This is a genomic window from Metabacillus sp. 84 (genome assembly GCF_050107715.1).
In the GTDB taxonomy this organism is placed as follows: domain Bacteria; phylum Bacillota; class Bacilli; order Bacillales; family Bacillaceae; genus Metabacillus_B.
In genome coordinates, this window is the sequence record NZ_JBNILN010000010.1 from 1 (window position 1) to 24,297 (window position 24,297).

Genomic DNA, 24,297 nt, shown 5'->3' on the forward strand with positions numbered 1-24,297 from the left:
CTCATAACCCGAAGGTCGCAGGTTCAAATCCTGTCCCCGCAACCAAAATGGTCCGGTAGTTCAGTTGGTTAGAATGCCTGCCTGTCACGCAGGAGGTCGCGGGTTCGAGTCCCGTCCGGACCGCCATGATCTTTTAAAAGACAACGAAACGCGATGTTTCGTTTTTTTTGTGTCTAAAATTTGAGTATGTGAAGTTGAATCCGTGCACTTGGATAAACGAATGGAGTGCGCTAAACTGTTAATAATGATACAAGAACGAAAAACGTTAATTAATTGCGAAATATAGGTGATTAAAATGAATGGTTTTGACATCAGTTCTGAATCTGCTCAAGCTACACAAGCTCTTTCTGAAAAACTTGCCAGGTTGCTGAAGGGCGGCGAGGTGCTGACCCTTGAGGGGGATTTAGGTGCGGGGAAAACGACCTTTACGAAAGGTCTTGCCAAGGGCCTTGATATTCAAAAAATCGTGAACAGCCCTACATTTACCATCATGAAAGAATACCACGGCGGACGGCTATCGCTTTATCATATGGATGTTTACCGTTTAGATGAAGAAAGCGAAGCATTAGGATTCGAAGAGTACTTTGAAGGGAATGGAGTAACAGTTGTCGAATGGGCTCATTTAATTCAGGACCAGCTGCCAATGGAAAGGCTTGAGATTGCCCTTTTCCGCAGCGGAGACGAAGCAAGATTGCTTCGCTTCCAGCCGCATGGTTCTAAATACATTGATTTATGCAGGGAGCTTTTTGAGAATGAATAAAGTATTAGCGATTGATACGTCCAATGATACGCTTGGTCTCGCCCTGCTCACGAACGGAAACGTGACAGGAGAATTTATTACGCATTTAAAAAAGAATCACTCTGTCCGAGCCATGCCCGCGGTCGAACAGCTTCTGAAGGATTGCGGCATCAAGCCCTCCGACTTGGACAGCATCGTGGCCGCAGTGGGTCCCGGCTCTTACACAGGAGTCAGAATCGGTGTAACCATTGCCAAAACTTTGGCCTGGTCCTTATCGATTCCTCTTTATACTGTTTCAAGCCTGGAGTGCCTCGCAGCCGGCGGCCGTTATTTTGACGGACTGATTTGTCCGCTGTTTGATGCAAGAAGAGGCAGGGTGTATACCGGACTATACACCTGGAACGATGGGGTCCTGCTCAGCAGTGCTGATGATCAGAACGTGCTTCTGGCGGATTGGCTTGAAGGGCTGAAAGAGACAAATAAAAAAGTGCTATTCATAGGGCACGATGTTCACATGCATTGGGAAATGATTGAGGAGAAGCTGGGCAGTCTTGCTGTTAGAGCCGATCTGGTTCAAAACAGTCCTAGGCCTTCAGAGCTTGCAAGAATCGGTCTTCAAAAGGAGCAAACCTCTGTGCACACCGCTGTGCCAAACTATACGAGGCTCGCCGAAGCAGAATCTAAGTGGCTTGAAGAGCAAAAATAAGTTGGTGGAGAACGTGGGGAAAAGCGAGTTGAAAATCAGGGCCATGAGGGTCGAGGATATCGATTCTGTATATGAAATTGAAACGAAGTCCTTTGCAACGCCCTGGAATAAAGAGTCCTTTTATAATGAAGTGGCCCATAACCTGTTTGCCACCTACCTTGTCGCTGAGCATGATCATAAGGTAATCGGCTATTGCGGAATCTGGCTCATTGTAGATGAGGCCCAAATCACCAATATCGCCATCCTTCCGGAGTATAGAGGAAACGGGTTTGGAGAAACTTTGCTTAAAAAGGCGATGAAAGAAGCAAAAAAGAGGGGAGCCCGCCAGCTCTCGCTTGAAGTAAGGCTGTCCAACTACCCAGCCCAGGAGCTGTATAAAAAGCTTGGGTTTAGGCCAGGCGGGATCAGGAAGCAGTATTATACAGATAATTTAGAAGATGCATTAGTGATGTGGGTGATGTTAAATGGAGTGTAAGGATCGGTATATTCTGGCCATTGAAACGAGCTGTGATGAAACAGCAGCGGCCATTATTAAAAATGGAACGGAAATTGTGTCCAATGTAGTCGCCTCTCAAATCGAATCGCATAAGCGTTTTGGCGGAGTTGTACCTGAGATTGCGTCCAGGCACCATGTAGAGCAAATTACGCTGGTTCTTGAAGAAGCGATGCAGCAGGCTAAGCTTGAGTTTAAGGATTTGACCGCGATTGCGGTAACAGAAGGACCTGGTTTAGTAGGAGCCCTGCTGATTGGGGTTAATGCAGCGAAGGCTCTCGCTTTTGCCCACCAAATCCCCTTGGTCGGCGTTCACCATATCGCAGGCCATATTTACGCCAACCAGCTCATTTCCGAGCTGAAATTCCCATTGCTTGCGCTGGTTGTATCCGGGGGACATACCGAGCTTGTCTATATGAAAGAGCACGGCTCATTTGAAGTAATTGGCGAGACACTGGATGATGCAGCGGGAGAAGCCTATGACAAAGTAGCCCGGACCCTGCAGCTGCCATACCCGGGGGGGCCTCACATTGACCGGCTTGCCCAGGAAGGAGAACCGGTCATTGACCTGCCGCGTGCATGGCTTGAGGAAGGCTCCTATCATTTCAGCTTCAGCGGGCTTAAGTCTGCCGTCATTAATACGCTTCATAATGCCAGGCAAAAAGGCCAGATCATTGAAGCGAGAGATCTTGCGGCAAGCTTCCAGCAGAGCGTCATCGATGTTCTGGTGGAAAAAACCTTCCGCGCGGCTATCGAGTATGGAATCGGGCAGGTGGTGCTTGCAGGAGGAGTAGCTGCAAATAAAGGGCTGCGACAGGCATTGTCAGTCCGTTTTGAGGAGCGTTCAGACATAGAGCTTGTGATTCCTCCATTATCCTTATGTACAGATAATGCCGCGATGATTGGCGCTGCAGGGGATATGCTCTATCAAAAAGGAGTTCGAGGCCATATGGGTATGAATGCTAATCCGGGGCTGGAACTATAGAACGACAGAATCTTTGCTGTGTATAAATGGCGAAGGTTCTTTTTTTTACAGGTTATCAACAGGTTTATCCACAAACCTGTTGATAGAATTCCAAACCTTGCAAAATAAGGGGCTTTGGACTGTGGAAAATGTGGATAAAATGAGGGTTATTTGTGGATAGTGTGGATAATAGAGCTGGGAGCTTGAAAAATAAGTGCTGAAGCTGTGGATAAAAAAAGAACAGCTTGAACGCTGTCCTTTTTCCTTCTATTCCTGAAGCTGTTCCCACTCGTCCATCAAGTTGGCAACCAAAAGCCGGTATTCTTCATTTTTCCGGTTGATTTCCTGCAGCTTTTCGTGATCCTGATAATAATCGGGATCGGCGAGCAGCTGCTCGTTTTCTTCGATTTTTTCTTCAAAGCTGAAAATTGCGGATTCAATTTCTTCAATTCTTCTTGAACGCTGCCGTTCAAGCTTTTTCAATTCTTTTTCCTGCTGGTACGAAAGCTTCGTTTCCTTTTGTTCCTTTGCTGGGGAGAGCGCAGTTTTTTCCTGCTGTTCCAGAGCTGCGAGCTCCTCCTGTTCCTGTTTTTTGGCCAGGTAATAATCGTAATCACCGAGGAACATTTCCAGCCCATCCCGGGAGAGCTCACACACCTTTGTAGCAATGCGGTTGATGAAATACCGGTCATGTGAGACGAACAAAATGGTGCCGGGGTAATCCACAAGGGCATTTTCCAGCACTTCTTTGCTGTCCAGATCCAAATGGTTTGTCGGCTCATCCAGGATAAGCAAATTGGCTTTTTCCATCATCAGTTTTGCAAGGGCAAGCCGTGCTTTTTCTCCCCCGCTTAAAGCAGACACCGGTTTAAGAACGTCGTCCCCGCTGAAGAGGAAGTTTCCGAGAACAGTCCGGATTTCTTTTTCAGGCTTTAGCGGATATTCATCCCAAAGCTCATTCAGGACCCGTTTATTCGAGGTCAGCTCGGCCTGCTCCTGGTCATAATAGCTGATCTTTAAACTGGAGCCGTAACGGATGTCGCCCTCCATCGCCTTTAGCTTGCCGACGATTGTTTTAAGCAGGGTGGATTTGCCGATCCCGTTCGGTCCGACAAGGGCTAAGCTGTCGCCGCGGTCTGCTGCGAATGTGATATTGGAGATAGCAGGTGCTTTGCCGTCATAGGAGACGGTCAGCCCATCCACTTTAAGGACATCGTTCCCGCTCTGCTTATCAATATCAAACCGGAATACGGCAGATTTTTCGTCGCCTTGGGGCCTGTCCATCATATCCATCTTTTCCAGCTGCTTGCGGCGGCTTTGAGCCCGTTTTGTTGTTGAAGCTCTTGCCAGGTTCCGCTGAACAAATTCCCTCAATTTTGCGGCTTCGTCCTGCTGTTTTTCATAGGCTTTCATATCCCGTTCATAGTTCTCGGCCTTTTGCTGAAGGTAGGCGGAGTAATTTCCGTGAAATTTGGCTGATTGATGCCGTGAAATTTCGTATACCTGATTGACAACCTTGTCCAGGAAGTACCGGTCATGCGAGACGATCAGCACGGCTCCCTTATAGCCCTGCAAGTATTGCTCAAGCCATGAGAGGGTAGCGATATCCAGATGGTTGGTCGGCTCATCGAGAATCAGCAGATCCGGACTCGTCAGAAGAAGCTTCCCGAGCGCGAGACGGGTCTTCTGGCCGCCGCTTAAAGTGGAGATGGAGATGGATTGGTCAAAATCCCCAAAACCGAGACCATGGAGGATGGATCGGATATCCGCTTCGTATTGGTAGCCGCCCTGTTCCTTAAAGTCGGTTTGAAGGCGGTCATATTCCTTCATTGTCTGGCTGAACTGGGGACTTGCGGGATCAATCTCTGCCATATCGGCTTCCATGCTGCGCATTTTCTTTTCCATCTTTTGAAATTCGCTGAACACTGTCAGCATTTCATCCCATATCGAACGGGAGGACTCAAGTCCTGTATTCTGGGCTAGATAGCCGATGGTCAGATCCTTCGGCTTTATCAGCTCCCCGGAATCATACGAAAGCTGGCCGGAAATGATTTTCAGGAGCGTCGATTTGCCTGCTCCGTTTCTTCCAACAAGCGCTATCCGGTCCCGTGTCTGAACTTCAAGCTTAATATTGGATAATATCGGTTCAGCTCCAAAAGATTTTGTGAGCTGCTGAACTTGCAGTAGAATCATACTTTTCACCTCATATATACTCCTTTCAGTGTAGCTCAACTGCCGAATGCGGGCAACCTTGCCGTCTCTTTTATGGCAAATTCCTGGTATCCGCCAAAAGACAATTTTAGAAAAATAGTGTATAGTTTGGGTAGGATGCCATCTATACCGTCTTCTTCGCATTTATGCAGGAAATGGAATTGGAAGCGCTAACGTAAAAATAGAAGATATAACTATATAGAATAAGAGGCGAATGCCTGTAGATTTGCATCAAGGAATGTGAGGGAACCATACATGAACATTGACCAATCCAAAATACCGCAGGCGACCGCGAAACGTCTGCCGCTTTATTACCGTTTCTTAAAAAACCTTCATTCTTCCGGAAAGCAGAGAGTGTCATCAGCAGAATTGAGCGACGCTGTAAAGGTGGACTCTGCCACGATCCGCAGGGATTTCTCCTACTTCGGGGCTCTTGGAAAAAAAGGCTATGGATACAACGTGGACTATTTGCTTTCCTTTTTTCGGAAAACGCTGGATCAGGATGAGCTGACGAAGGTCATTTTGATTGGGGTCGGGAACCTCGGAACGGCATTTTTGCACTATAATTTTTCAAAAAACAACAACACAGAAATCTTCGCGGCTTTTGACGTGGATGAAGAGAAAATTGGGACTCAGGTCGGAGAAGTGCCGATCTTCCATCTGGATGATCTGGAGGAGCGTCTTCCTGAAGGAGCACCGGTAGCAATTCTTACCGTTCCAGCACCGGCTGCGCAGTCGATCACAGACAGGCTGATTTCAATAGGGGTCAAAGGGATTCTAAATTTTACACCAGCAAGACTGAACGTGCCGGACAATATTCGGATTCATCATATCGATTTGGCAGTGGAGCTGCAATCTCTTGTTTACTTCTTAAAGCATTATCCAAGCGAGACATCTGTGTAAAAGGATGGATGGTCCCATGAACGAACGGGAAATGACGGTTTATGAGCACATAGAAGAGCTACGGAAACGGATCATCTTCATAGTCATCTTTTTTATCATCGCGCTGGCCGCCGGCTTTTTTCTGGCCAAGCCCCTCATTTTATTTCTGCAGCAGACAGAAGAGGCGAAGAACCTGACCTTGAACGCGTTCAGGATTTCAGACCCGCTGCTGCTTTATATGAAATTTGCCTTTATTATTGCGTTTGTTCTCATCTCCCCGCTGATTTTGTTTCAGCTTTGGTCGTTTATCAGCCCTGGCTTATATGAAAGAGAGCGAAATGCGACATTAAGCTACATCCCGCTTAGCGTCCTCTTATTTTTAGCGGGACTGGCATTTTCCTATTTCGTTCTATTTCCGTTTGTCATCCGGTTTATGACTGAATTGTCGGCCGATATGGGCATCAATCAGGTCATCGGCATCAATGAGTACTTTCAATTCCTGCTGGAGCTGACCTTGCCTTTCGGACTGCTCTTCCAGCTGCCTGTCGTCATTATGTTCCTGACAAGGCTTGGCATCGTCACCCCGCTGTTTTTAAGGAAAGTCCGTAAATACGCGTACTTCCTTTTGCTTGTGGTCGCCGGGTTCATTACACCGCCTGAGATCCTGTCACAAATGATCGTGCTGCTGCCGCTTGTTCTTTTATATGAAATCAGCATCATCGTTTCACAGAGAGCGTATCGGAAGTCGCAGCTCATCCAGATGGAGGAAGAGGCGAAGGAACAGCTTTCGGAATAAAAAAATAACCTATCCGGACGGGATAGGTTATTTCCTTTGGATCTCTCTTTTCAGCTTACTGCCAAACAGAAACATCCGGATAGCTACCGCGAAATCAAAGGTCGCAATGATCATGAGGATCACGGTAGAAAAGGAATACAATCCGTTTGACGCACTATTAATCGCAAGGTACGTAAACAGAATGCCCATGGCTAAATAAAAGAGGGCAAGAGCCCAGGGACGTGCTTTCATAAGAAGGTTCCTCCAATAATGCTTTGCAATTGCTCTGCTTCCTTCAGCATTCTTTCAATATCATCACTATATACATACTGAATGATGACCACAAGTGTGTTCATAAATACGTGGGCGATAATCGGAACGATAATCCGCTTTGTCTTAACGTACAAAAACGCAAAGGTCAGACCCATTGCCGTATAAAGCAGAATGTGGGCAGGATCCTGGTGGACCACTGCAAAGATGACAGAGCTGATGACAGCTGCAAGGATAAAGTTGGTCCGTTTGTAAATGGTTCCGAAAATGATTTTTCGGAAAATGATTTCCTCGAGAATCGGCCCTGCAATGGAGACGACAAATACCATAAGGGGTGTCAGTCTCACAATCTCCATGATCTGCTGCGTATTCTCTGATCCCGGCTTAATGCCGAGCAGCTGGGATTCAATATTTGCTGCGATAACCTGGGCAAGAAACGCCAGAAAAATTCCTCCGACAGCCCAGGCTGCGGACGAAGAAGCAGAAGCCGGAGTTCCCCTTAAGTCCGTTTCTCCTTTATCCTTTCTCAAAAGGAAAAGAACAATGGCGAGACCGGCGGCAAAGCTGATGATGTTCCAGTAGCCGATCACCTGGTTCCGTTCAACCCCCAGGCTTAAGAGAAGCGGGGCACCGGCGAAAATGGAAAACTGCATAACGACATATGTAAGCAAAATGTACCAGTAATGTTTCTTCACGTCTAAGCTCCTTTAGGATCCGCACTTGCTTATAGCCTATTCCTGAGTGCGGCTAATGATACGCTAATAACAATTGTACCATATCCAGCTTCCCATCACTCCTGACAGACCTGACTGAGTGCGTTTTCAATTGTTGAATTTCGTCGAACAAAAATTAAATGGTTTTCACTTGAAATTCGGAAAAAGTTTATATAATATAGACTTGTGTGTTAGCACTCAACATAAACGAGTGCTAATAAATTAAATTTACATATGAAAATGAGGAGGGTGTTTCACTTGTTAAAGCCACTAGGTGATCGTGTAATTATTGAATTGGTTGAATCTGAGGAAAAAACAGCAAGCGGCATCGTATTGCCTGATTCTGCGAAGGAAAAACCGCAAGAAGGAAAAGTTGTAGCTGCTGGTACAGGACGCACGCTGGACAATGGCGAGAAGGTTGCTCTTGAAGTAGCTGCGGGCGATCGCATCATCTTCTCAAAATATGCTGGAACTGAAGTTAAATATGAAGGTACAGAATACCTGATCCTTCGTGAGAGCGACATTTTAGCGGTTATCGGCTAATCGATCCAACCGGATAAAAAAATAAAACGATAAACAATTCCAAGGAGGTATTTTTCATGGCTAAAGAAATTAAATTCAGCGAAGAAGCTCGCCGTTCCATGCTTCGCGGTGTGGACGCGCTTGCGAATGCCGTAAAAGTAACATTGGGACCAAAAGGACGCAACGTCGTTCTTGAAAAGAAATTCGGTTCTCCGCTTATCACAAACGATGGTGTGACAATCGCGAAAGAAATCGAGCTTGAAGATGCTTTCGAAAACATGGGAGCAAAGCTTGTAGCTGAAGTAGCAAGCAAAACAAACGACGTAGCAGGTGACGGTACAACTACGGCAACGGTTCTTGCACAGGCAATGATCCGCGAAGGCCTGAAAAACGTAACAGCCGGCGCAAACCCTATGGGCGTCCGCAAAGGAATCGAAAAAGCAGTAAAATCTGCAATTCTTGAGCTTCAAGCGATTTCCAAGCCAATCGAAGGCAAAGAGTCCATCGCTCAAGTAGCATCCATCTCTTCTGCTGACGAAGAAGTTGGACAACTAATTGCTGAAGCAATGGAGCGCGTTGGAAACGACGGCGTTATCACAATCGAAGAATCCAAAGGGTTCACGACTGAGCTTGAAGTGGTAGAAGGTATGCAATTCGACCGCGGCTACGCTTCACCATACATGGTAACTGATTCAGATAAGATGGAAGCGGTTCTTGAGAATCCTTACATCCTGATCACAGATAAAAAGATCACAAACATCCAGGAAATCCTTCCTGTTCTTGAGCAAGTGGTTCAGCAAGGCAAATCTCTATTGCTTGTGGCAGAGGATGTTGAAGGGGAAGCACTTGCAACACTTGTTGTGAACAAGCTTCGCGGAACATTCAATGCAGTAGCGGTTAAAGCTCCTGGCTTCGGTGACCGCCGTAAAGCTATGCTTGAAGACCTTGCCATCCTGACTGGCGGAGAAGTGATCACAGAAGATCTTGGTCTTGACCTTAAATCTGCGAACATCACTCAGCTTGGACGCGCATCCAAAGTTGTCGTTACGAAAGAAAACACAACTGTGGTTGAAGGAGCAGGCGAAACAGACAAAATCGCAGGCCGCGTAAACCAAATCCGAGCTCAATTAGAAGAAACAACTTCTGAGTTCGACAAAGAAAAGCTTCAAGAGCGTCTTGCTAAACTTGCTGGCGGCGTAGCCGTGATCAAAGTTGGTGCCGCTACTGAAACAGAACTAAAAGAGCGCAAACTCCGCATCGAAGACGCCCTGAACTCTACGCGCGCAGCAGTAGAAGAAGGAATCGTATCCGGCGGTGGTACAGCCCTCGTGAACGTATACAACAAAGTAGCTTCTCTTGAAGCAGAAGGCGATGCAGCAACAGGAATCAACATCGTGCTTCGCGCTCTGGAAGAGCCAGTACGCCAAATCGCTCACAACGCAGGCCTTGAAGGATCTGTCATCGTTGAGCGCCTGAAAAACGAAGAAATCGGAGTTGGATTCAATGCTGCAACAGGCCAATGGGTAAACATGGTCGAAGCAGGAATCGTTGACCCGACAAAAGTAACACGCTCCGCACTTCAAAACGCTGCATCTGTCGCAGCAATGTTCCTCACTACTGAAGCGGTAGTAGCCGACATGCCAGAAGAAGGCGGCGGCGCCGGCATGCCTGACATGGGCGGCATGGGCGGAATGGGTGGAATGGGCGGCATGATGTAATATTGCCCTCAAACCCTTGATATGAGTGGGTTCTTGAGTAAGGTTAGAGAGAAATGCTAACATTTTGCTAACATTGAGGTTTTTAACGGAGGCTTCTCATTAGTTCACCGAACTTTTGAGAGGCTTCTTTTTTCATTTCTTGGGTGACGTGGAGGTACACATTTTTTGTGATTTGATCGTCTGTATGACCGAGACGGTCCATAATTTGTTCGAGTGATACACGCGCTTTGGCAAGCAACGAAGTGTGAGTGTGCCTAAGACTGTGCGGTGTTAAATCTTCATTAAGGCCGGCAATTTTAAGCAGCCTTTTCATTCGATCTCTAACGTTCTTAATCACGATTGGATAACCATACTGTCGTTGCATTTTGGCGAATATAAAATCTTGGTTATAGTAAGAATCCTCTAATCGTTCGATTACCTCGTCTTGAACCTTTCTATGTTCCTTCAAAGCATCGATGACATCTTCATCTACAATGATTTTTCTTCTCGATTTTCTCGTCTTTGGAGTACCAAGTTGATATTTCATCGCATTGTTGCTTGGATTATAACATGTTTTTGTGATGCTGATGGTGTGATTAACAAAATCAATATCCTTCCACTTGAGTGCGATTAACTCCCCTGCTCGAATACCTGAATAGGACAGAATGAGAAATGCCAAATAATCATGTTCCAAACCATAATCCTTAGCAGTTTTCAAAAATAACGCAAGTTCTTCCTTTTCCAAATATTTTGGAAGTTCCTCTTCTTCCATTTGCTCGAGGGTTTTCTTATCTTTTTTGAGATAAGCAAATTTTGTTGGGTCTTTCTTAATGAGTTCTAACTCCAACGCTTTTCGGAAAATCATCCTGGGCCTTGTCTGTGCGCCATGCTATAATCTCAAGATTTTCTCTATCAGCCAAGAGTAGTATCTGGCTTTTTTGAATTTCCAGAGAATGATTTCCGTCTTGTTTTTTGTCTGAATAACGTCTATAGCTTGTTGATTTTGTTTTACTCATGAAGTTTCCAATTCCTTTACAAAAGTTGATAGGAATAAATCAATACCAATATAAGTTTCGTGAACAATGACTTCATGAACAAGCAACTCTATTAACCGTTGCACGTCTTGTTCCGACAGACTTAATTGTTCCTGTGAAAAAATTGTATTTAGACTTTTAATCTCGTTACTTAGTATCTGCAGAGCAGTTAAATCTTGACCTAACTTATTGGCCTTGTCCTTTATTACTTGAATACGGTCCATGTGTTTTTGAATAGTAGATTTGTTCCCAAGTGTACATAGCGCAAGTGAAGTATCCAAATATTCAGATGTGGCGATATCCTTTTCGTGCACCAATCGTTTCTTTGCCGAAGATATGTGTTTGGTCAAAATTTTATGGGCTAGCTGTGTCGGAATAGACTGTAAACGTTCGAGAACTGCTTGTTTAAGGGATGTGTTCAATTCCTCAACCGTAATCATCTGTCTTTTATGGTTAGTACTACATATGAAGTAACCTTCATCAAGTGCATTTTGCTGACGAAGTTTCATGTCTTTTCCGCATTTGCCACACTTTGGCGTTGTAATGAAAAGGTTACTAACCTCAATAAGCCTTTCTTTATAGATAGCTAGAAATTCACCTATCTGAGCTTTCACCGCCAAATAAAGTTCCAGACTAACTATAGGTTCAATATGCGCTAGTGGTTGCAACCCATTTTTCGATTCGTAATGTGCAGCGTAAAATGCATTTGTTAATATTCGCAGTAGTTTATCTGTTTGGTTTAACCCCTTACGACGTTTCATTAGGAAATGAAAGAATTCCTCTTCGTCTTTAACCTTATTAAAATCGGTAAATAACGAAACAATGGAATCGCGCTTTTCTTCATTTACGACATAATACACCTGTTTCTCTTCTTTCATCCGCTTATAACCAAAGATACTGGAAGGATATTGTTTGCGAGTATCACTGATACGAGTTCGAATATTTTCGCCTTCCATCTGCCCAAACATTCCATAAAACGCTTCTAGTGCTAACTTGTTACGGAATGGTGGTTCATTACTCGCTGTATAAATAACTTCTACGTTATATTTAATAAAAATCCGCGTGATATCAACGAATTCATAAAAGTTTCTAGCCAAGCGATCTCGCTTATATACAATTACCTTTTTAACTTTTTCTTCTTGTATTAAGCGGAGTAACTCCATTAACTTTAGTCTATCCTTCATTTTCAGCTTTGTAGCTGAAACGTCATGATCGGTTAGCTCAATCACAAAGTCCTCATTTCCATTTAGACCTTTTGATTCAAGGTATTTTTTCGCTGCAGATAGCTGCAGTTCAAGACCTTGTGCAGCGGAACTTACCCGACCATATTTTGCAATTAAATTGTAATCATCCATTTTTATTTCCCTTTCTATTATTATTTTTTACTAATCAATAAAGCCCGAAGTCTATAATCATCTCTGGTAATATGGTCCAACAACGCATTCTCAATAAAACGTTTGAACCATAGCTCCGAGTCTGATGATAGTTCCTCAGAGTAACTGACTTTTACGACACGATACTTCTCGTTCATAGCTTCCCCTCCCATCAAGTATTTGCTAATAAGCATTGACGCGAGGGGAATGGTTTATACTTTACTTCTTCGAAATTTGCTTAGTTGATTCCAGTTCTATATCAAGTGATAACTGAATACCAGCCGGCACCTTTTCAGTACTAAACCCTGCATTCTTCCGAGGTACAATTATCATTTTTGTTTCATATCCGGGAATTTGAAGTTTTTTTATGATCTTGTTCATGCTTTTGTTCCTGTAAGTGGATGAACACATTTATGATAGATTTTGAGATTCCAACCTCTTCACAGTGAACAAGGCATTCTTTATGCCAATTAGTACTAGTGATTTCCTTGTTCTCCACTAGGGAGTCCTCCTTTCTATATAGAATTAATTGCTCTTGGCCTCAAGCGTTAATCATCTTACCTTTAAGAAATTAATATTCTTATAGGTAAAAAGAACTATTGTTAGGTGTTAGATATTTTGAAGATATTTATTAAGCTGATTTCCGATATTTTCAGTAGATAAATTAATGTGAACAGAAAAAGACGAAGGGGTTATTAAAAAATACCTCTTCGTCTAAGACATACAAATTGCGCTAACATTTTTATTATGTCTTCTTCAAACCGTTTAATACATATTTAAGGAAATATATTAAGTTCAGAATTAAGAAACGTTATTTAAGTATCTACCTCAGCCTATTTCGTAGTGCTTTCTAGCACTATGAATCTGCAACTTACAATTACATTAAAAGAAATGATAAAATAGAATATATTTACAAAAAAATATTGGACCTAAACAGAATATTAAGGATGGTTAGAAGATTTCCTAATAAAACAATTTATTGGATTTATGAGTAATCTACATATTAGAAGAGTTCCCGTACTTATAGACTTGTAAGGAGTGATTTGGCAAATATGGTTAAAAAAAGAGAAGAAATAGGGGCTGCGGATAAAACTTCAGTAGGCTTTGAATATCAACATTACTATTTTCTATACCGGTTATTAACACTAAAGAGAGATGAAAGTATTGGTTATGAGGTGAAAGACGACGTTCATATTGAAAATATTGATGGGACTATAGAACTTATTCAAGTGAAGCATACTCTTAAAGTTAATGTAGAAGGCAAAGCTAAAAATTTAACAGAATTAGATATTGACTTATGGAAAACGCTTAGCAATTGGGTAACTTTAATAGGAGAAAAGAAAGAGCCGAAGAGTTATTTGTCTAAGACTTCATTTGTTATTGCTACTAACAAGAATGATAGTACACGGAATTTATTCTTAACTAATTTAAGGAAGTTCAATGATAATAAAATTTCTTACGATGCATTACTTTTATATGTGGAGGAACTTATTAACAAGACAAGTAATGAAGAACTTAAAGAAAAAATTAGAAATGTAATTAAATTTGGAAGAGAATTATTATCCGTATTTTTCAGGAAGTTGAAGTTTGATTTAGCTATTGAAGACATAATAGAAAAGATAAAAAATGAAATTAAAGATCATTTTATTTCTGATGAACGGGTAAACGATGTCTTAATATGTATTGAGGGGAATACACGATTATGGAAATATGATGTCGTAAAAAGGAATAATAAGATATTAATATCTAAGGATGAAGTCAATAGAAAACTTGAAGGCTGTTTTGAGAACTATAGAAAAACCACATTGCCACAGAGGGATATTGATACATTTATTGATGATGTCAATGAATTAAAGGATCTACCATTTATTCAAGAATTAATAGAAATTAATGATATAAGTACAGATGATTATTCTGAAATGGTTAGATATAATAACCAAATGCTAAAGTTGGTAAATAATATGAACCAGTGGCTTGTAGATGGAGATTTGACTGAAATAGACCAGAAAAACTTTATAGAGGATAGTTTTACACGTTGGCACCGTATCCATAAAAGGAAGCATAGAAAAACTAGAAATATTGACCGAAATAATAAAAATCCCCAACAAGAGCAAGAGCTTATTGATGCAGCCTTGGATTGTCTGGATGATGTTAGAGAAATAGACCTGCAGATAGATGGAACAAATCTTACTGCTGATATGTGTAATGGTAATTACTACAATCTATCTAATAAAAAGTTAGTTGGTTGGAAAGTAGAGTGGGAGGATAAGTATAAATGAAGAATGCGAATAGTAATAGTTATTATTCTTATAATAACGAAATTATTGGTATAGTAGCTATGATTTCTATATTAAAACTATCAGAAAAAATCTCTATTTCAAAAGCTATGTTGATACTCCCCCTCATCCTTCATGATCCAACGATGAATTATCTTCAAAAAGGTAACGTAAAGATTAAAAGTATAGATCAACTAGTAGTTGATAAATATCAATTTCTTACAAATTTTAATAATAGATTTTCTAGCATGTTACCTATAAGTTTGAATTGTTTATATTTGTTAGAAAAAATGAACCATATAAAAATAGAGGATGGATATATATCTAAACTAAAAGAAATAGATTTTAATGTGAAGAAGCTAGGTAAAAGAGGAATGAAGATCTACAAGTCGTCTTACAACATGAGAAACATATTAGACGCTAGTGAAAGTTATCTATACTTACAGTTGAGGGTGGAACTATGAATTTTAATATTAGGAACATTTTATTATGGTGTGAAAACGGGACCTTAAGAAACTTAATATTTAAAGAGAATAAAATTAATGTGATAACCGGAGATAGTGGAACGGGAAAGACAGCTATTTGGTCAATTGTTGATTATTGTATGTTGAATTCCGATAAATTTAACATACCAGAAAAGACAATTGGTGAAAGTGTATCTTGGTACGGCATTAGAATTGAGATAAATGGAAAGATGTACACTATTGGGCGTAATTCATTTCTTGCTACAAAAGATGCATCTAAACTTTTTTATTTTTCAGGGGAGGGGGTTATCCCTCAGGAACCTGAAGATAATATAAGGAGTAAAGATTTAAGGAAAATAATAGAATCAGAGTTTTCTATAGATAATAATGTAAAGGTGCCATATGGTGGCAAAGTTATAAAGAAGGGAAGTAAAGTTTCTTTTAGGTATTTTTTGTTATTTGTTGCTCAAACACAAAATATTATTATAAATGATGAAGTTTATTTTCCGAAACAATCTATTCCGAAATATGCGGAGGCATTAGATAGAATATTTGATATGGCACTGACTATAGATAATATTGAGGAGACATTAGTTAGAGAAAAAATATCGGAGCTAGAAAGGAATAAAAGAAGATTAGAACGAAAACAAAATTCTATGGAATTGGAAGTAGACTTATTTAATGAAGAGATATCTGAATTGGTGAGAAAAGCAAAAGAATACTCACTAATAGACGAAAATATTAGTGACTATAAGAAAGCTTATGACGAACTTAAGAAAGTCTTAGAAAATCCGATTAATGCCTTAATATATAAAGAAGACTATGAAACTAGTGAATACGATAATCTTCTTAAGCAGCAAGTAAGTCTGAAACGAAAGGTTAAAAACTTAAAATCTTTTAATAAAGAATACGCTGAATATAAAAGTTTATTAAATAAAAATTACGACAGCTTAAAGCCAATTGAGTTTGTGAAGAACAATCAATCCGAATTAATATCAGATGAGATTACAAACAGGTTCATTGGGCAATTGGATAATCAGTTAAGGAGAATAAAAGAAAAAGTAAGTAAGAAGTCCCCAATATCTATAAAGGTTAACGAAGAAATCAAAGAGTATGAAGAACAACTTAAAGAAGTTGGTAGGAAGTTGAGTTTATTTAATAATCCACTTGAACTTTCATATGAGTTGAATAGTAATTTTGATAGATTAGTAACTTTAGGTGAAATAAAAGCAAAGGTGGATTTGTTTAAAGATAGAACGTCAGTGATAGACTATAGTAATGAGATAAATTTAATTGATGAAGATATCGAAGCTCTTAGCGTGGGTTTAACTTCCCATGAAGATAGAAAGAGTTCAATTTTAACTTGGCTAGAAGAGTTGATACAGGAATATTTAGATGAGAGTAAAGATGCTCTGGGAAACTATGCTGGATATAGAGCGGTATTTAATTACTCTGATAAAACTCTTAAATTAAGAGAGCCTAAGACACCTAATATAATTGATACTGTTGGAAGTAGCTCAAATGATTTATTTTTACATATATGCTTATTCCTTGGGTTACATGATTTGTTCTTACAAGCTAAATCCCCGTTTGTACCAAATTTCCTTTTTCTAGATCAACCTAGTCGTCCATATTATGAAGATGGTAAACCCAAAGAGGGACAAGAGCTAAAAGGTACGGATAGAGAAAAGATATCTATTGCTTTTAGAGTTTTAAATTATTTTATGAGAAAAGCCTTAAATAGAGGAGATTCTTTTCAAATGATAATAGTTGAACATATCCCTCCAGAAATCTGGGAAGAACAGGGGCTAGAGTGTGTACATTTAGTTGAAGAATTTAGAAATGGTAATTATTTAATAAATAAAGAGAATATAAAGTAATATTTAAAATTGGTATTAAGGTTTAAAGAGAGATTAATTATTTGAATCGCTAATTATTCTAGATCACGTAACGTTTATGTGGGATTTATATAATGATTCATAATCGATGTTAAACTCTCAAAGCTTACGGGTAACTGATGTGATGAGCGGTCAACTCCTTGATATATAAGGGCTATGAGATGATTTGTTACCTAAAATGCTAACATAAAATAATATAGGAAGCTTCTTATTAGTTATTACTATTGGGAGGCTTCTTTTTTAATTTCCTGAGTAACATGGAGATAAACTCTTTTCGTGATTTGACCATAAAGTACATTATTTTTTGGAGGATTTTAACAAATTTTGTCGAAGTAGGTTTATTGAAAAGCAAATAACAGAGTACGAGTAAAATTGTAAAATTCTCTCTAGATTCTTTATATAACAATGATGAATTAGTATTGACTTTACTGGAGGTGCAAAATGTCTAGTGTATCACTTTTACGAATAGACGCACAGATTCTTAATATAAACAAGGTAATTTGCCGTCACATAGACAACCTTGCCACTTCGCCAAGAGGAGTAGTTTCGCAGGACATCCTGTCTCAACTACGTAACTTTGTTGAGCATATAATGCTAAAGTTCTACGCTAATGGCCAAGACATAGATAACGACTATGATAATATCTGCACAGCAATTGACTTTGTAAGAACACAGGGCAAATTAAAAGTACTGAGGCGGTTTCATGACTATTTGCAAATCGTAGCATCACACTATACTCTTGACGAGGAAAACTCAGAGCGGTTAATGCTAAAATATTATGAATACCTTTTGAAAATCAAAAACCTCATGTATGATAGGTTTTCCTTAGCCGTTCTTGGCAATCTTGACAAGTTTCCGATGAACATTGATTCAAACATGCAGGAGTACTATGAAAAAATTGCAGCTAAGATAAAACGCTATAATATGCAGAGCGTTGGAAAATCCGATAAATACTATATCCAAAAAGTTAAGCCATTCTTTATCGGTCAACGGGTTTACTATGAAGTAACTTTCACACCCGCAAATGATTATGCGAGCAAGTTTAATCGGGTTATAGCCTTTACAAGTATGGAAATAACCGAGAACTATGCTGTCAAGTTTGCCCTTGCCCACGACAGTATTGAAATCCTAGGCAAGACTATGCCTATCATTGTTATCGTAGGTTGGGAAGTCGCAATTCGAGATTGTGAGTTTAAGAATTTCTCAAGTCTCATTAGGGGAACGGCCGTTACGACCCGATATGCTGAACAACAAGGAATCTCACTATTTTTAACATCAACTGGATTTAATCTAACGGAACTCGTTGATTTTCCCGATACGGAATTTCAAAAGATAAAGCAACAAGCGACACAACGAACCAAGATGGTTGTGTTCTTCGAAGATTTAGAGCGGTGTCGTGCAATAATGAATGAAAATAGGGCGGGTAAAAATCTACTACGTTATTTACTTTACCATATGAATAATAAAATAATTAAGAATCAGCATCACAGCCTTGCAAACAATAATTTGTCCGGGCTTTATGTGAAAAACGGTAGTATCCCGTTCGACAGAATGCCCTTTAATTCCTCACCGTTAGGACATAACCCTAGACTAGGGGATTTGTTCGCTTGTATTGATCCTGCAGAACGACAACACGAAATACTTGCACGTCTGGTTAGGAACAACACCGAAATTAAAGGACAACTTTTTACACCCATAAAGGATATCACTGGGTTCGATGATATAGCAGAACTCGTAAGAATTTATAACTCCACATTATGGCACGGTCATTTTGAAAGCAGCAAGTTAGTGATTGAAGCTGGTCACATCTTTATAAATGGTTATAAAAACGATACCCGTTTCATTATTAACCAACTTGAGGATCTGGCAAAAAGCGGAGTTCAGAACTATTCAAACTCGGTAAAGGCGTGGTTGAGCGAACCTAACCACGGTGTTGACTGCGACGAGAAAAAAGAGGCTTTAACCCGAATGTTTGAAAGCTCACGGGTGGCTTTAATTTACGGCTCGGCCGGCACGGGGAAGTCTACGCTCATAAACCACTTAGCACATTTCTTTGCCGATAAGAAAAAACTGTTTTTAGCACAAACCAATCCTGCTGTCGATAATTTGAAACGACGAGTAACAGCTTCAAATTGCACATTTTCAACGATTACAAAATTCCTAAAAAGGAAGAGCATGATTACTGATTATGACGTGCTAATAATAGATGAGTCCAGTACGGTGAACAATCGTGATATGAGAGATATTTTTATCAAAGCTACATACAAGCTTTTGGTTATGGTTGGTGACTCATATCAAATAGCATCTATCCGATTTGGCAACTGGTTTAACGTTGCTCGTATGTTTGTTCCAGAAACAACAGTATTTGAATTAAAAAAGCCTTACAGGAGCAATAACCAAGGATTGCTTTCATTATGGGACAGAGTGCGTAAGATGGATGATACCATTCTTGAACTTATTACACGGCAGGGGTATTCCAACACGTTAGACGTTTCAATTTTTGCCCCTGCTGAAGCAAATGAAATAATTCTATGTCTTAATTATGACGGGCTGTACGGAATAAATAACATTAATCGTTTTTTACAAGAAAGTAATCCAAACGTTCCGGTGTCTTGGGGAATTCAACAATATAAGGTCAACGATCCAATTTTATTCAATGAATCCGACCGTTTTGCGCCCCTAATTTATAACAACATGAAGGGAAGGATAGTAGGGATAGAAATTCTTGATATTGAAAAGCCCACAGAACGCATACAGTTTGATATCGAACTTGAAATGGTTATCAACGGTGTAGATGCCTTTGGTCAAGATTTTGAGTTATTGGATAACTTAGAATGCGGTCACTCTGTTATACGATTTTGTGTCAACAAACTTAAAAGTACGGATGAAGATGATGACGGCTCTTCAAAATCAGTTGTTCCATTCCAAGTTGCATATGCCGTATCCATCCACAAGGCACAAGGCTTGGAGTACAATTCTGTTAAAATCGTCATAACAGCTGAGATTGATGAACTTATAACACATAATATCTTCTACACAGCTATCACCCGTGCGAGAAATAAGCTCAAAATCTACTGGACACCGGAGGTTGAGCAAAAGGTTTTGGGTAGCATAAAACTGAAAAACAACAATAAAGACATACAGTTGTTGAAGCGAGGCAACCAATTATGACTCTGTAGAACTAATTGTTCCTGTTTTAACTGCTAAAGGTGTTATAGTAGTTACCAAAAACGTATGACATCTCTGAACTTCTTGAATTAAATCACGCGGTTAATTGCTGGAGGGAATTTGAACATGAATCTAGGTTCTTTAGAAGAACGTCAAAAAAGAAATAATGAGATCAAACTTGTGACTGCCGCATTAAATGAAACTAAGGTCAAGGAAGATGAAATTTTGCGCATTTTGATGAAGGTATGTGATATTGGCCGAAAAGAAGCAATGAATGCCCTCCAAAATGAGAAATTTATGCTGTCTCCTTGTCGAGAATTGTATCATTACTTAATTATGGAAAAGGGATTTGATGCTTATGATGCGGATGTATTTGTTCACAAATACGCGAGGACTGCACTAGCGGGTAATTCAGAATTAAGTAAATTAACCTCAGCTAAATTGTTTGAAGCTATTAGAAAGACTAATTACTAGTTGAGGATTACTAATGGAAAAAAATAGAGCGATATGATATAGTGGTTAGCCTTACAAACATTTGCAGCACTCGTAAGAAAAACAAGTGTGAGGTATAGTCAATAATTAAAGAGGGTACTTTTAGTAAATCTTTAGAGAATGAATTAAAAAGCTTTTGAGAGTAAACCTACTAGCACTCATGTATTGCCTTCATACACTATATAAATGTGTGTTGTGTAAACCGAGGTAATAGGTAATGTACTTAAAAATGCTAACATTATGCTAACGCAATCCTATAAAAAACGGTAAATCTCCATTAAAAGATGTTACAGCCAAGAACACCCAAAACGTTGATTTACCGCACCTTCTGCACTCTATGTTTACAATATTACACTCTAGCAACCTACCGGCGGCAGGTTGTGATAGCTGCTCCCCCTTGATATATAAGCTTTTCTAGTAATTACTAACAAAATGCTAACATAATGTAATATTAAAAGAGGCTTCTCGTAAGTTTATTAAACTTACGAGAAGCTTATTTTTTATGTTTTCAGTGATATGAAGATAGAATATTTTGTGATTTGGTCGTCATTATGACAGAGTCTGTTCATCATTTATTTGAGTGATACCCCGGCATCGGCAAGAAGCACGTATACATATTTCCTAAACTATGCTGCTGAGTCAAATTTTTATTTACCTGCTATTCTAGGCCTTCATATGATCTCGAACATTATATTACCACAATGGGATAACAGGAGTAGCGTTCCATTTTTGCAGTCTTCCTTAATATGATGAACTATCAAATTGTTGGTAAAATCCTCCTATTTTCTATGTTAAAATTAAATAGAAAACTAAAAAATTTCTATTAACTGAAGTATTTTCTTCTAGTAAAGGGGGAGTAAACTTTGCCAAGTTTCTTAATAGGTTATAAGGATGCTGATAAAAATAGTGGTCATGAAGATCCAATGTTACATGAGTTTACATATGGTGATTTAAAAGTAAATGGGGAAAAGCTTTTAAGTCTAAAAAAGGGAAATTTTTTATTTTTTCATAAGAGTATATATGATAAGAGGTATATAACTGCTTATTACTTAGTGGAAGAAGTTCATTTAGTAAGAAAGGCAATTAAAGACCCTCTAATCATGGGAAAATATAATAACCACCATTTACAAAAGAGTTCAGACCAATTAGGTATTAACGAAACAGTTGTTTTTGGAAATCCATTACGATCAAAAGTATTAGACGTTCCACTTGAAATAACAAAGGGCTTATTAAGTCAGTTATCGAGAAAGGCAAATTTAAATCCAGACCAAACACAATTAGCCGCTATATCATCAGCACTACGTACATGGAAAGAATTAAATCAACAAGATGTAAATCTATTAATTAGTTTAATTCATGAAAATGAAAAAGCTGGTAGATTAACAAATACAACATTATCTACAGAAGAAGTATATCAGGTTCTTGAGAGAGATATTGAAAAGTTTATTGCTAATAATCCTGAGATTCTCGGAGGTAAGAATATAACAATTGAAAAACAACAGTATATTTTTTCTGATGAATCAAGGTTAGACCTACTTTTACATGATACCTCCACTAATTGTAGCATTGTGGTTGAAATAAAAAAAGGAAAGATTGGCAGGGAAGCAAAAGAACAAATCAAACATTATATGAGGTTATGTAAAGAAGAATTAGGATATTCGGATGTGAAAGGGATTATTATTTGTGATGGGATTTTACCATACTTTGAAAATGAATTATTAGATGCAAAAAAAGAAAACATTTCTGTACAAACATATGGCTGGAGGCTTCACATAAATGACTAGTTTAAAGAATTATAAGTCCGAGTTTATTAACTTTTTATTGTGATTAAGGAGTAAACATTATGGCTATTTTTATAGATAGATTCCATGAAGGTGTGAAAAGAAAAGAATATATTTTTGGAAGAGGGCCTGAAACACTATACTATATCCTTACTTTTAAAATTAGCATAAGCAACTACAAAGTTATTATTCTTCAAAATCATAGTCTTATTGTTGAGGAATATGAAGAGGGATTAACTGCAGCGAAACATTCTGCTTTTGAAGCACTCTTGAAGTTAGACCCTGATGCTTTTAATAGAAAAGAAGTTACTATGGTACATTATAAACATGATAGACCTAATGGGAAACCTTGGGTAAAAGATACTGAAAATGAATTGAATAAGAACCTAAACAAATTCCTTTTAGGTGTCACTAATAAAGATGATGATTCAAAGTTAAATACTGCTAACAAATATATACAACAATTTAAACAAGAGGAAAGTAAAGATGTAGAAAATATCCAATTAAATCAGACAGAAAGAGATCAGTTAATAAAAGCTAGGATTGGACAAACATCGTTTAAAACGGCTCTAGTGGTAATGCAAAAGAAATGTAGTTTATGTGGTGTATCTGATATTAGATTTTTAATAGCAAGCCATATAAAACCTTGGAGCAAATCAACAGATGCTGAAAGAATGGATATAAATAATGGGCTATTGCTATGTCCAAACCATGATTTTCTATTTGATAAGGGGTATATTACGTTTTCTGAAGGAGGCTTTATTATTTTATCATCTGAATTATCCGAAGAAACAAAACTATTTTTTAATGTAAATAAAGATATAGGCCTTTCCTTAAATACTGATCAAAAAGAATATATGAAGTGGCATAAAGAAAATGTATTTATAAATTCTTGAGGTATAAAACTTACCATAAAGGCCTCTCAATAAAACTAGCATAGGTTTTGCGATTATTTTATATTCTCTATGTGATGAAGGGATGTAATTATGATACATAAGGAGCTTTTTATGGGTATTGAGGTGTTTGAATTTGAGAACAGTTAAACATGAGCCTTTTTCCTATAACGACGCAATCTCTCTTGCAAATTTAGTCATTCAATGTTTTTACGATGGTAATGATGAATTTGATATGTTTTGGGATGATTCAATAGATGAAATAGCTAAAAAACTGACCAAACCAGAAAAAGAATCTCTCTTGCACATATACATAGATTGGATTAGAAGTATGTTAGAGGATGAGATTGATAATATTCTCAATAATGTAGATCCAATTGATTTTCAAAGTATATTTGATGTTATGGAATCAACAATAAATCAACTTGGGTGTAAGTCATATAAAAAAGATTACCCTAACTATGCTGAAATTGAAAAATGCGGTCATTGTGGAAATTGTAGAAGTTGTCTGAAATTTCAGAGGTATATTGTGTGGCTTAAAACTAAATCTGATGAATATTCACAACAAAGGATTCATGCAGCTTTTCATGTATTAATGTTAAATAAAGCATTCTTGAAAGATTTTCATGAAGTTATTGCAAAAGCCATACAGTCAGATAAAGTAAAACTAAACTCACTATACCCGAATGAAATCAACTCACATGGCATTATTAAACGTTCGCATTGGCCGGTATGGTTAAAAAAAGGGATATTTTTCAGAGATAGGGGTGTATGTACTTTGTGTCGTAATCCTTTATCTGGGGATTTGTTCTTAGGAATTGATCCAGATATGGATCATATTGTTCCTTTAGCTTTACACGGAAGTAATGATTCGTCTAATTTACAAATTCTCTGTAATAAATGTAATAATAAAAAAGACACTATAGTAGTGCAACAAGTTCCATAG

General features: G+C 38.9%; 21 protein-coding genes and 1 tRNA gene. 17 read left to right on the forward strand and 5 right to left on the reverse strand.

The features are described 5' to 3' along the window. The first annotated feature begins 49 nt into the window (after positions 1 to 49). The 5 genes from ACQCV8_RS15335 (at position 50) to tsaD (ending at position 2,923) form a co-directional block, all read left to right on the forward strand. Positions 50 to 126 (forward strand) — tRNA-Asp (locus tag ACQCV8_RS15335). A gap of 169 nt (positions 127 to 295) precedes the next feature. Beyond that, entirely contained in the window at positions 296 to 760 is a 465-nt protein-coding gene (tsaE, locus tag ACQCV8_RS15340; RefSeq protein WP_426845819.1) for a tRNA (adenosine(37)-N6)-threonylcarbamoyltransferase complex ATPase subunit type 1 TsaE, read from the forward strand. Next, positions 753 to 1,445: a tRNA (adenosine(37)-N6)-threonylcarbamoyltransferase complex dimerization subunit type 1 TsaB gene (gene tsaB / locus ACQCV8_RS15345; RefSeq protein ID WP_426845821.1), complete on the forward strand. Its 693-nt coding sequence runs from the start codon at positions 753 to 755 to the stop codon at positions 1,443 to 1,445. The genes tsaE and tsaB overlap by 8 nt, the downstream gene beginning before the upstream one ends. A 13-nt stretch (positions 1,446 to 1,458) precedes the next feature. After that, a complete protein-coding gene (gene rimI / locus ACQCV8_RS15350) occupies positions 1,459 to 1,920 on the forward strand; it encodes a ribosomal protein S18-alanine N-acetyltransferase (protein ID WP_426845823.1) in 462 nt (153 codons plus the stop codon). After that, positions 1,910 to 2,923: a tRNA (adenosine(37)-N6)-threonylcarbamoyltransferase complex transferase subunit TsaD gene (gene tsaD / locus ACQCV8_RS15355; protein WP_426845825.1), complete on the forward strand. Its 1,014-nt coding sequence runs from the start codon at positions 1,910 to 1,912 to the stop codon at positions 2,921 to 2,923. The genes rimI and tsaD overlap by 11 nt, the downstream gene beginning before the upstream one ends. A 246-nt stretch (positions 2,924 to 3,169) precedes the next feature. On the opposite strand, the gene ACQCV8_RS15360 is transcribed toward tsaD, so the two are convergent. Next, positions 3,170 to 5,095 (reverse strand): ABC-F family ATP-binding cassette domain-containing protein, encoded by a 1,926-nt coding sequence (locus tag ACQCV8_RS15360; protein WP_426845827.1) that lies wholly within the window; start codon positions 5,093 to 5,095, stop codon positions 3,170 to 3,172. 273 nt (positions 5,096 to 5,368) lie between these two features. Between ACQCV8_RS15360 and ACQCV8_RS15365 the strand changes: the two genes are divergently transcribed. Beyond that, on the forward strand, positions 5,369 to 6,016 hold the full coding sequence (locus ACQCV8_RS15365) for a redox-sensing transcriptional repressor Rex (protein WP_426845829.1): 648 nt from the start codon (positions 5,369 to 5,371) through the stop codon (positions 6,014 to 6,016). 16 nt (positions 6,017 to 6,032) lie between these two features. Beyond that, the gene (gene tatC / locus ACQCV8_RS15370; RefSeq protein ID WP_426845831.1) at positions 6,033 to 6,791 is read left to right on the forward strand and encodes a twin-arginine translocase subunit TatC; all 759 of its coding nucleotides are present in this window, start codon (positions 6,033 to 6,035) and stop codon (positions 6,789 to 6,791) included. Between the two features lie 27 nt (positions 6,792 to 6,818). Here tatC and ACQCV8_RS15375 read toward each other — a convergent pair whose 3' ends face one another. Together ACQCV8_RS15375 and ACQCV8_RS15380 are read right to left on the reverse strand one after the other, a co-directional pair. Continuing rightward, positions 6,819 to 7,022, reverse strand: coding sequence for a YdiK family protein (locus tag ACQCV8_RS15375; RefSeq protein ID WP_426845833.1), 204 nt, complete (start codon positions 7,020 to 7,022; stop codon positions 6,819 to 6,821). Further along, positions 7,019 to 7,735, reverse strand: coding sequence for a CPBP family intramembrane glutamic endopeptidase (locus ACQCV8_RS15380; protein WP_426845835.1), 717 nt, complete (start codon positions 7,733 to 7,735; stop codon positions 7,019 to 7,021). The genes ACQCV8_RS15375 and ACQCV8_RS15380 overlap by 4 nt, the downstream gene beginning before the upstream one ends. Positions 7,736 to 8,011: 276 nt before the next feature. Here ACQCV8_RS15380 and groES point away from each other — a divergent pair, with 276 nt between their 5' ends. Both groES and groL read left to right on the forward strand, forming a co-directional pair. Continuing rightward, on the forward strand, positions 8,012 to 8,296 hold the full coding sequence (gene groES / locus ACQCV8_RS15385; protein WP_426845837.1) for a co-chaperone GroES: 285 nt from the start codon (positions 8,012 to 8,014) through the stop codon (positions 8,294 to 8,296). 56 nt (positions 8,297 to 8,352) lie between these two features. Beyond that, positions 8,353 to 9,993 carry a chaperonin GroEL gene (gene groL, locus ACQCV8_RS15390; protein WP_426845839.1) on the forward strand — a complete coding sequence of 547 codons (1,641 nt, stop codon included), beginning with the start codon at positions 8,353 to 8,355 and terminating at the stop codon, positions 9,991 to 9,993. A gap of 82 nt (positions 9,994 to 10,075) precedes the next feature. On the opposite strand, the gene ACQCV8_RS15395 is transcribed toward groL, so the two are convergent. Further along, entirely contained in the window at positions 10,076 to 10,837 is a 762-nt protein-coding gene (locus ACQCV8_RS15395) for a tyrosine-type recombinase/integrase (RefSeq protein WP_426845841.1), read from the reverse strand. A 147-nt stretch (positions 10,838 to 10,984) separates the two neighbouring features. Further along, complete coding sequence (locus tag ACQCV8_RS15400) at positions 10,985 to 12,361, reverse strand: recombinase family protein (protein ID WP_426845843.1); 1,377 nt, start codon at positions 12,359 to 12,361, stop codon at positions 10,985 to 10,987. A gap of 1,070 nt (positions 12,362 to 13,431) precedes the next feature. On the opposite strand from ACQCV8_RS15400, the gene ACQCV8_RS15405 reads away from it, so the two are divergent. The 8 genes from ACQCV8_RS15405 to ACQCV8_RS15440 all read left to right on the forward strand — a co-directional run bounded on the left by ACQCV8_RS15405 (position 13,432) and on the right by ACQCV8_RS15440 (position 24,297). Then, a complete protein-coding gene (locus ACQCV8_RS15405) occupies positions 13,432 to 14,658 on the forward strand; it encodes a dsDNA nuclease domain-containing protein (protein ID WP_426845845.1) in 1,227 nt (408 codons plus the stop codon). After that, positions 14,655 to 15,119 (forward strand): three component ABC system middle component, encoded by a 465-nt coding sequence (locus tag ACQCV8_RS15410; RefSeq protein WP_426845847.1) that lies wholly within the window; start codon positions 14,655 to 14,657, stop codon positions 15,117 to 15,119. Before ACQCV8_RS15405 ends, ACQCV8_RS15410 begins: the two co-directional genes overlap by 4 nt. Beyond that, positions 15,116 to 16,999 carry a DUF3732 domain-containing protein gene (locus ACQCV8_RS15415; protein WP_426845849.1) on the forward strand — a complete coding sequence of 628 codons (1,884 nt, stop codon included), beginning with the start codon at positions 15,116 to 15,118 and terminating at the stop codon, positions 16,997 to 16,999. Before ACQCV8_RS15410 ends, ACQCV8_RS15415 begins: the two co-directional genes overlap by 4 nt. Before the next feature lie 459 nt (positions 17,000 to 17,458). Then, positions 17,459 to 20,188 (forward strand): ATP-dependent DNA helicase, encoded by a 2,730-nt coding sequence (locus ACQCV8_RS15420; protein ID WP_426845851.1) that lies wholly within the window; start codon positions 17,459 to 17,461, stop codon positions 20,186 to 20,188. 123 nt (positions 20,189 to 20,311) lie between these two features. After that, complete coding sequence (locus ACQCV8_RS15425; protein WP_426845853.1) at positions 20,312 to 20,659, forward strand: hypothetical protein; 348 nt, start codon at positions 20,312 to 20,314, stop codon at positions 20,657 to 20,659. Between the two features lie 881 nt (positions 20,660 to 21,540). Further along, positions 21,541 to 22,461, forward strand: coding sequence for an endonuclease NucS domain-containing protein (locus tag ACQCV8_RS15430; protein ID WP_426845855.1), 921 nt, complete (start codon positions 21,541 to 21,543; stop codon positions 22,459 to 22,461). A 59-nt stretch (positions 22,462 to 22,520) separates the two neighbouring features. Beyond that, entirely contained in the window at positions 22,521 to 23,354 is an 834-nt protein-coding gene (locus tag ACQCV8_RS15435; RefSeq protein WP_426845857.1) for an HNH endonuclease, read from the forward strand. Between the two features lie 133 nt (positions 23,355 to 23,487). Next, positions 23,488 to 24,297: an HNH endonuclease gene (locus ACQCV8_RS15440; RefSeq protein WP_426845859.1), complete on the forward strand. Its 810-nt coding sequence runs from the start codon at positions 23,488 to 23,490 to the stop codon at positions 24,295 to 24,297.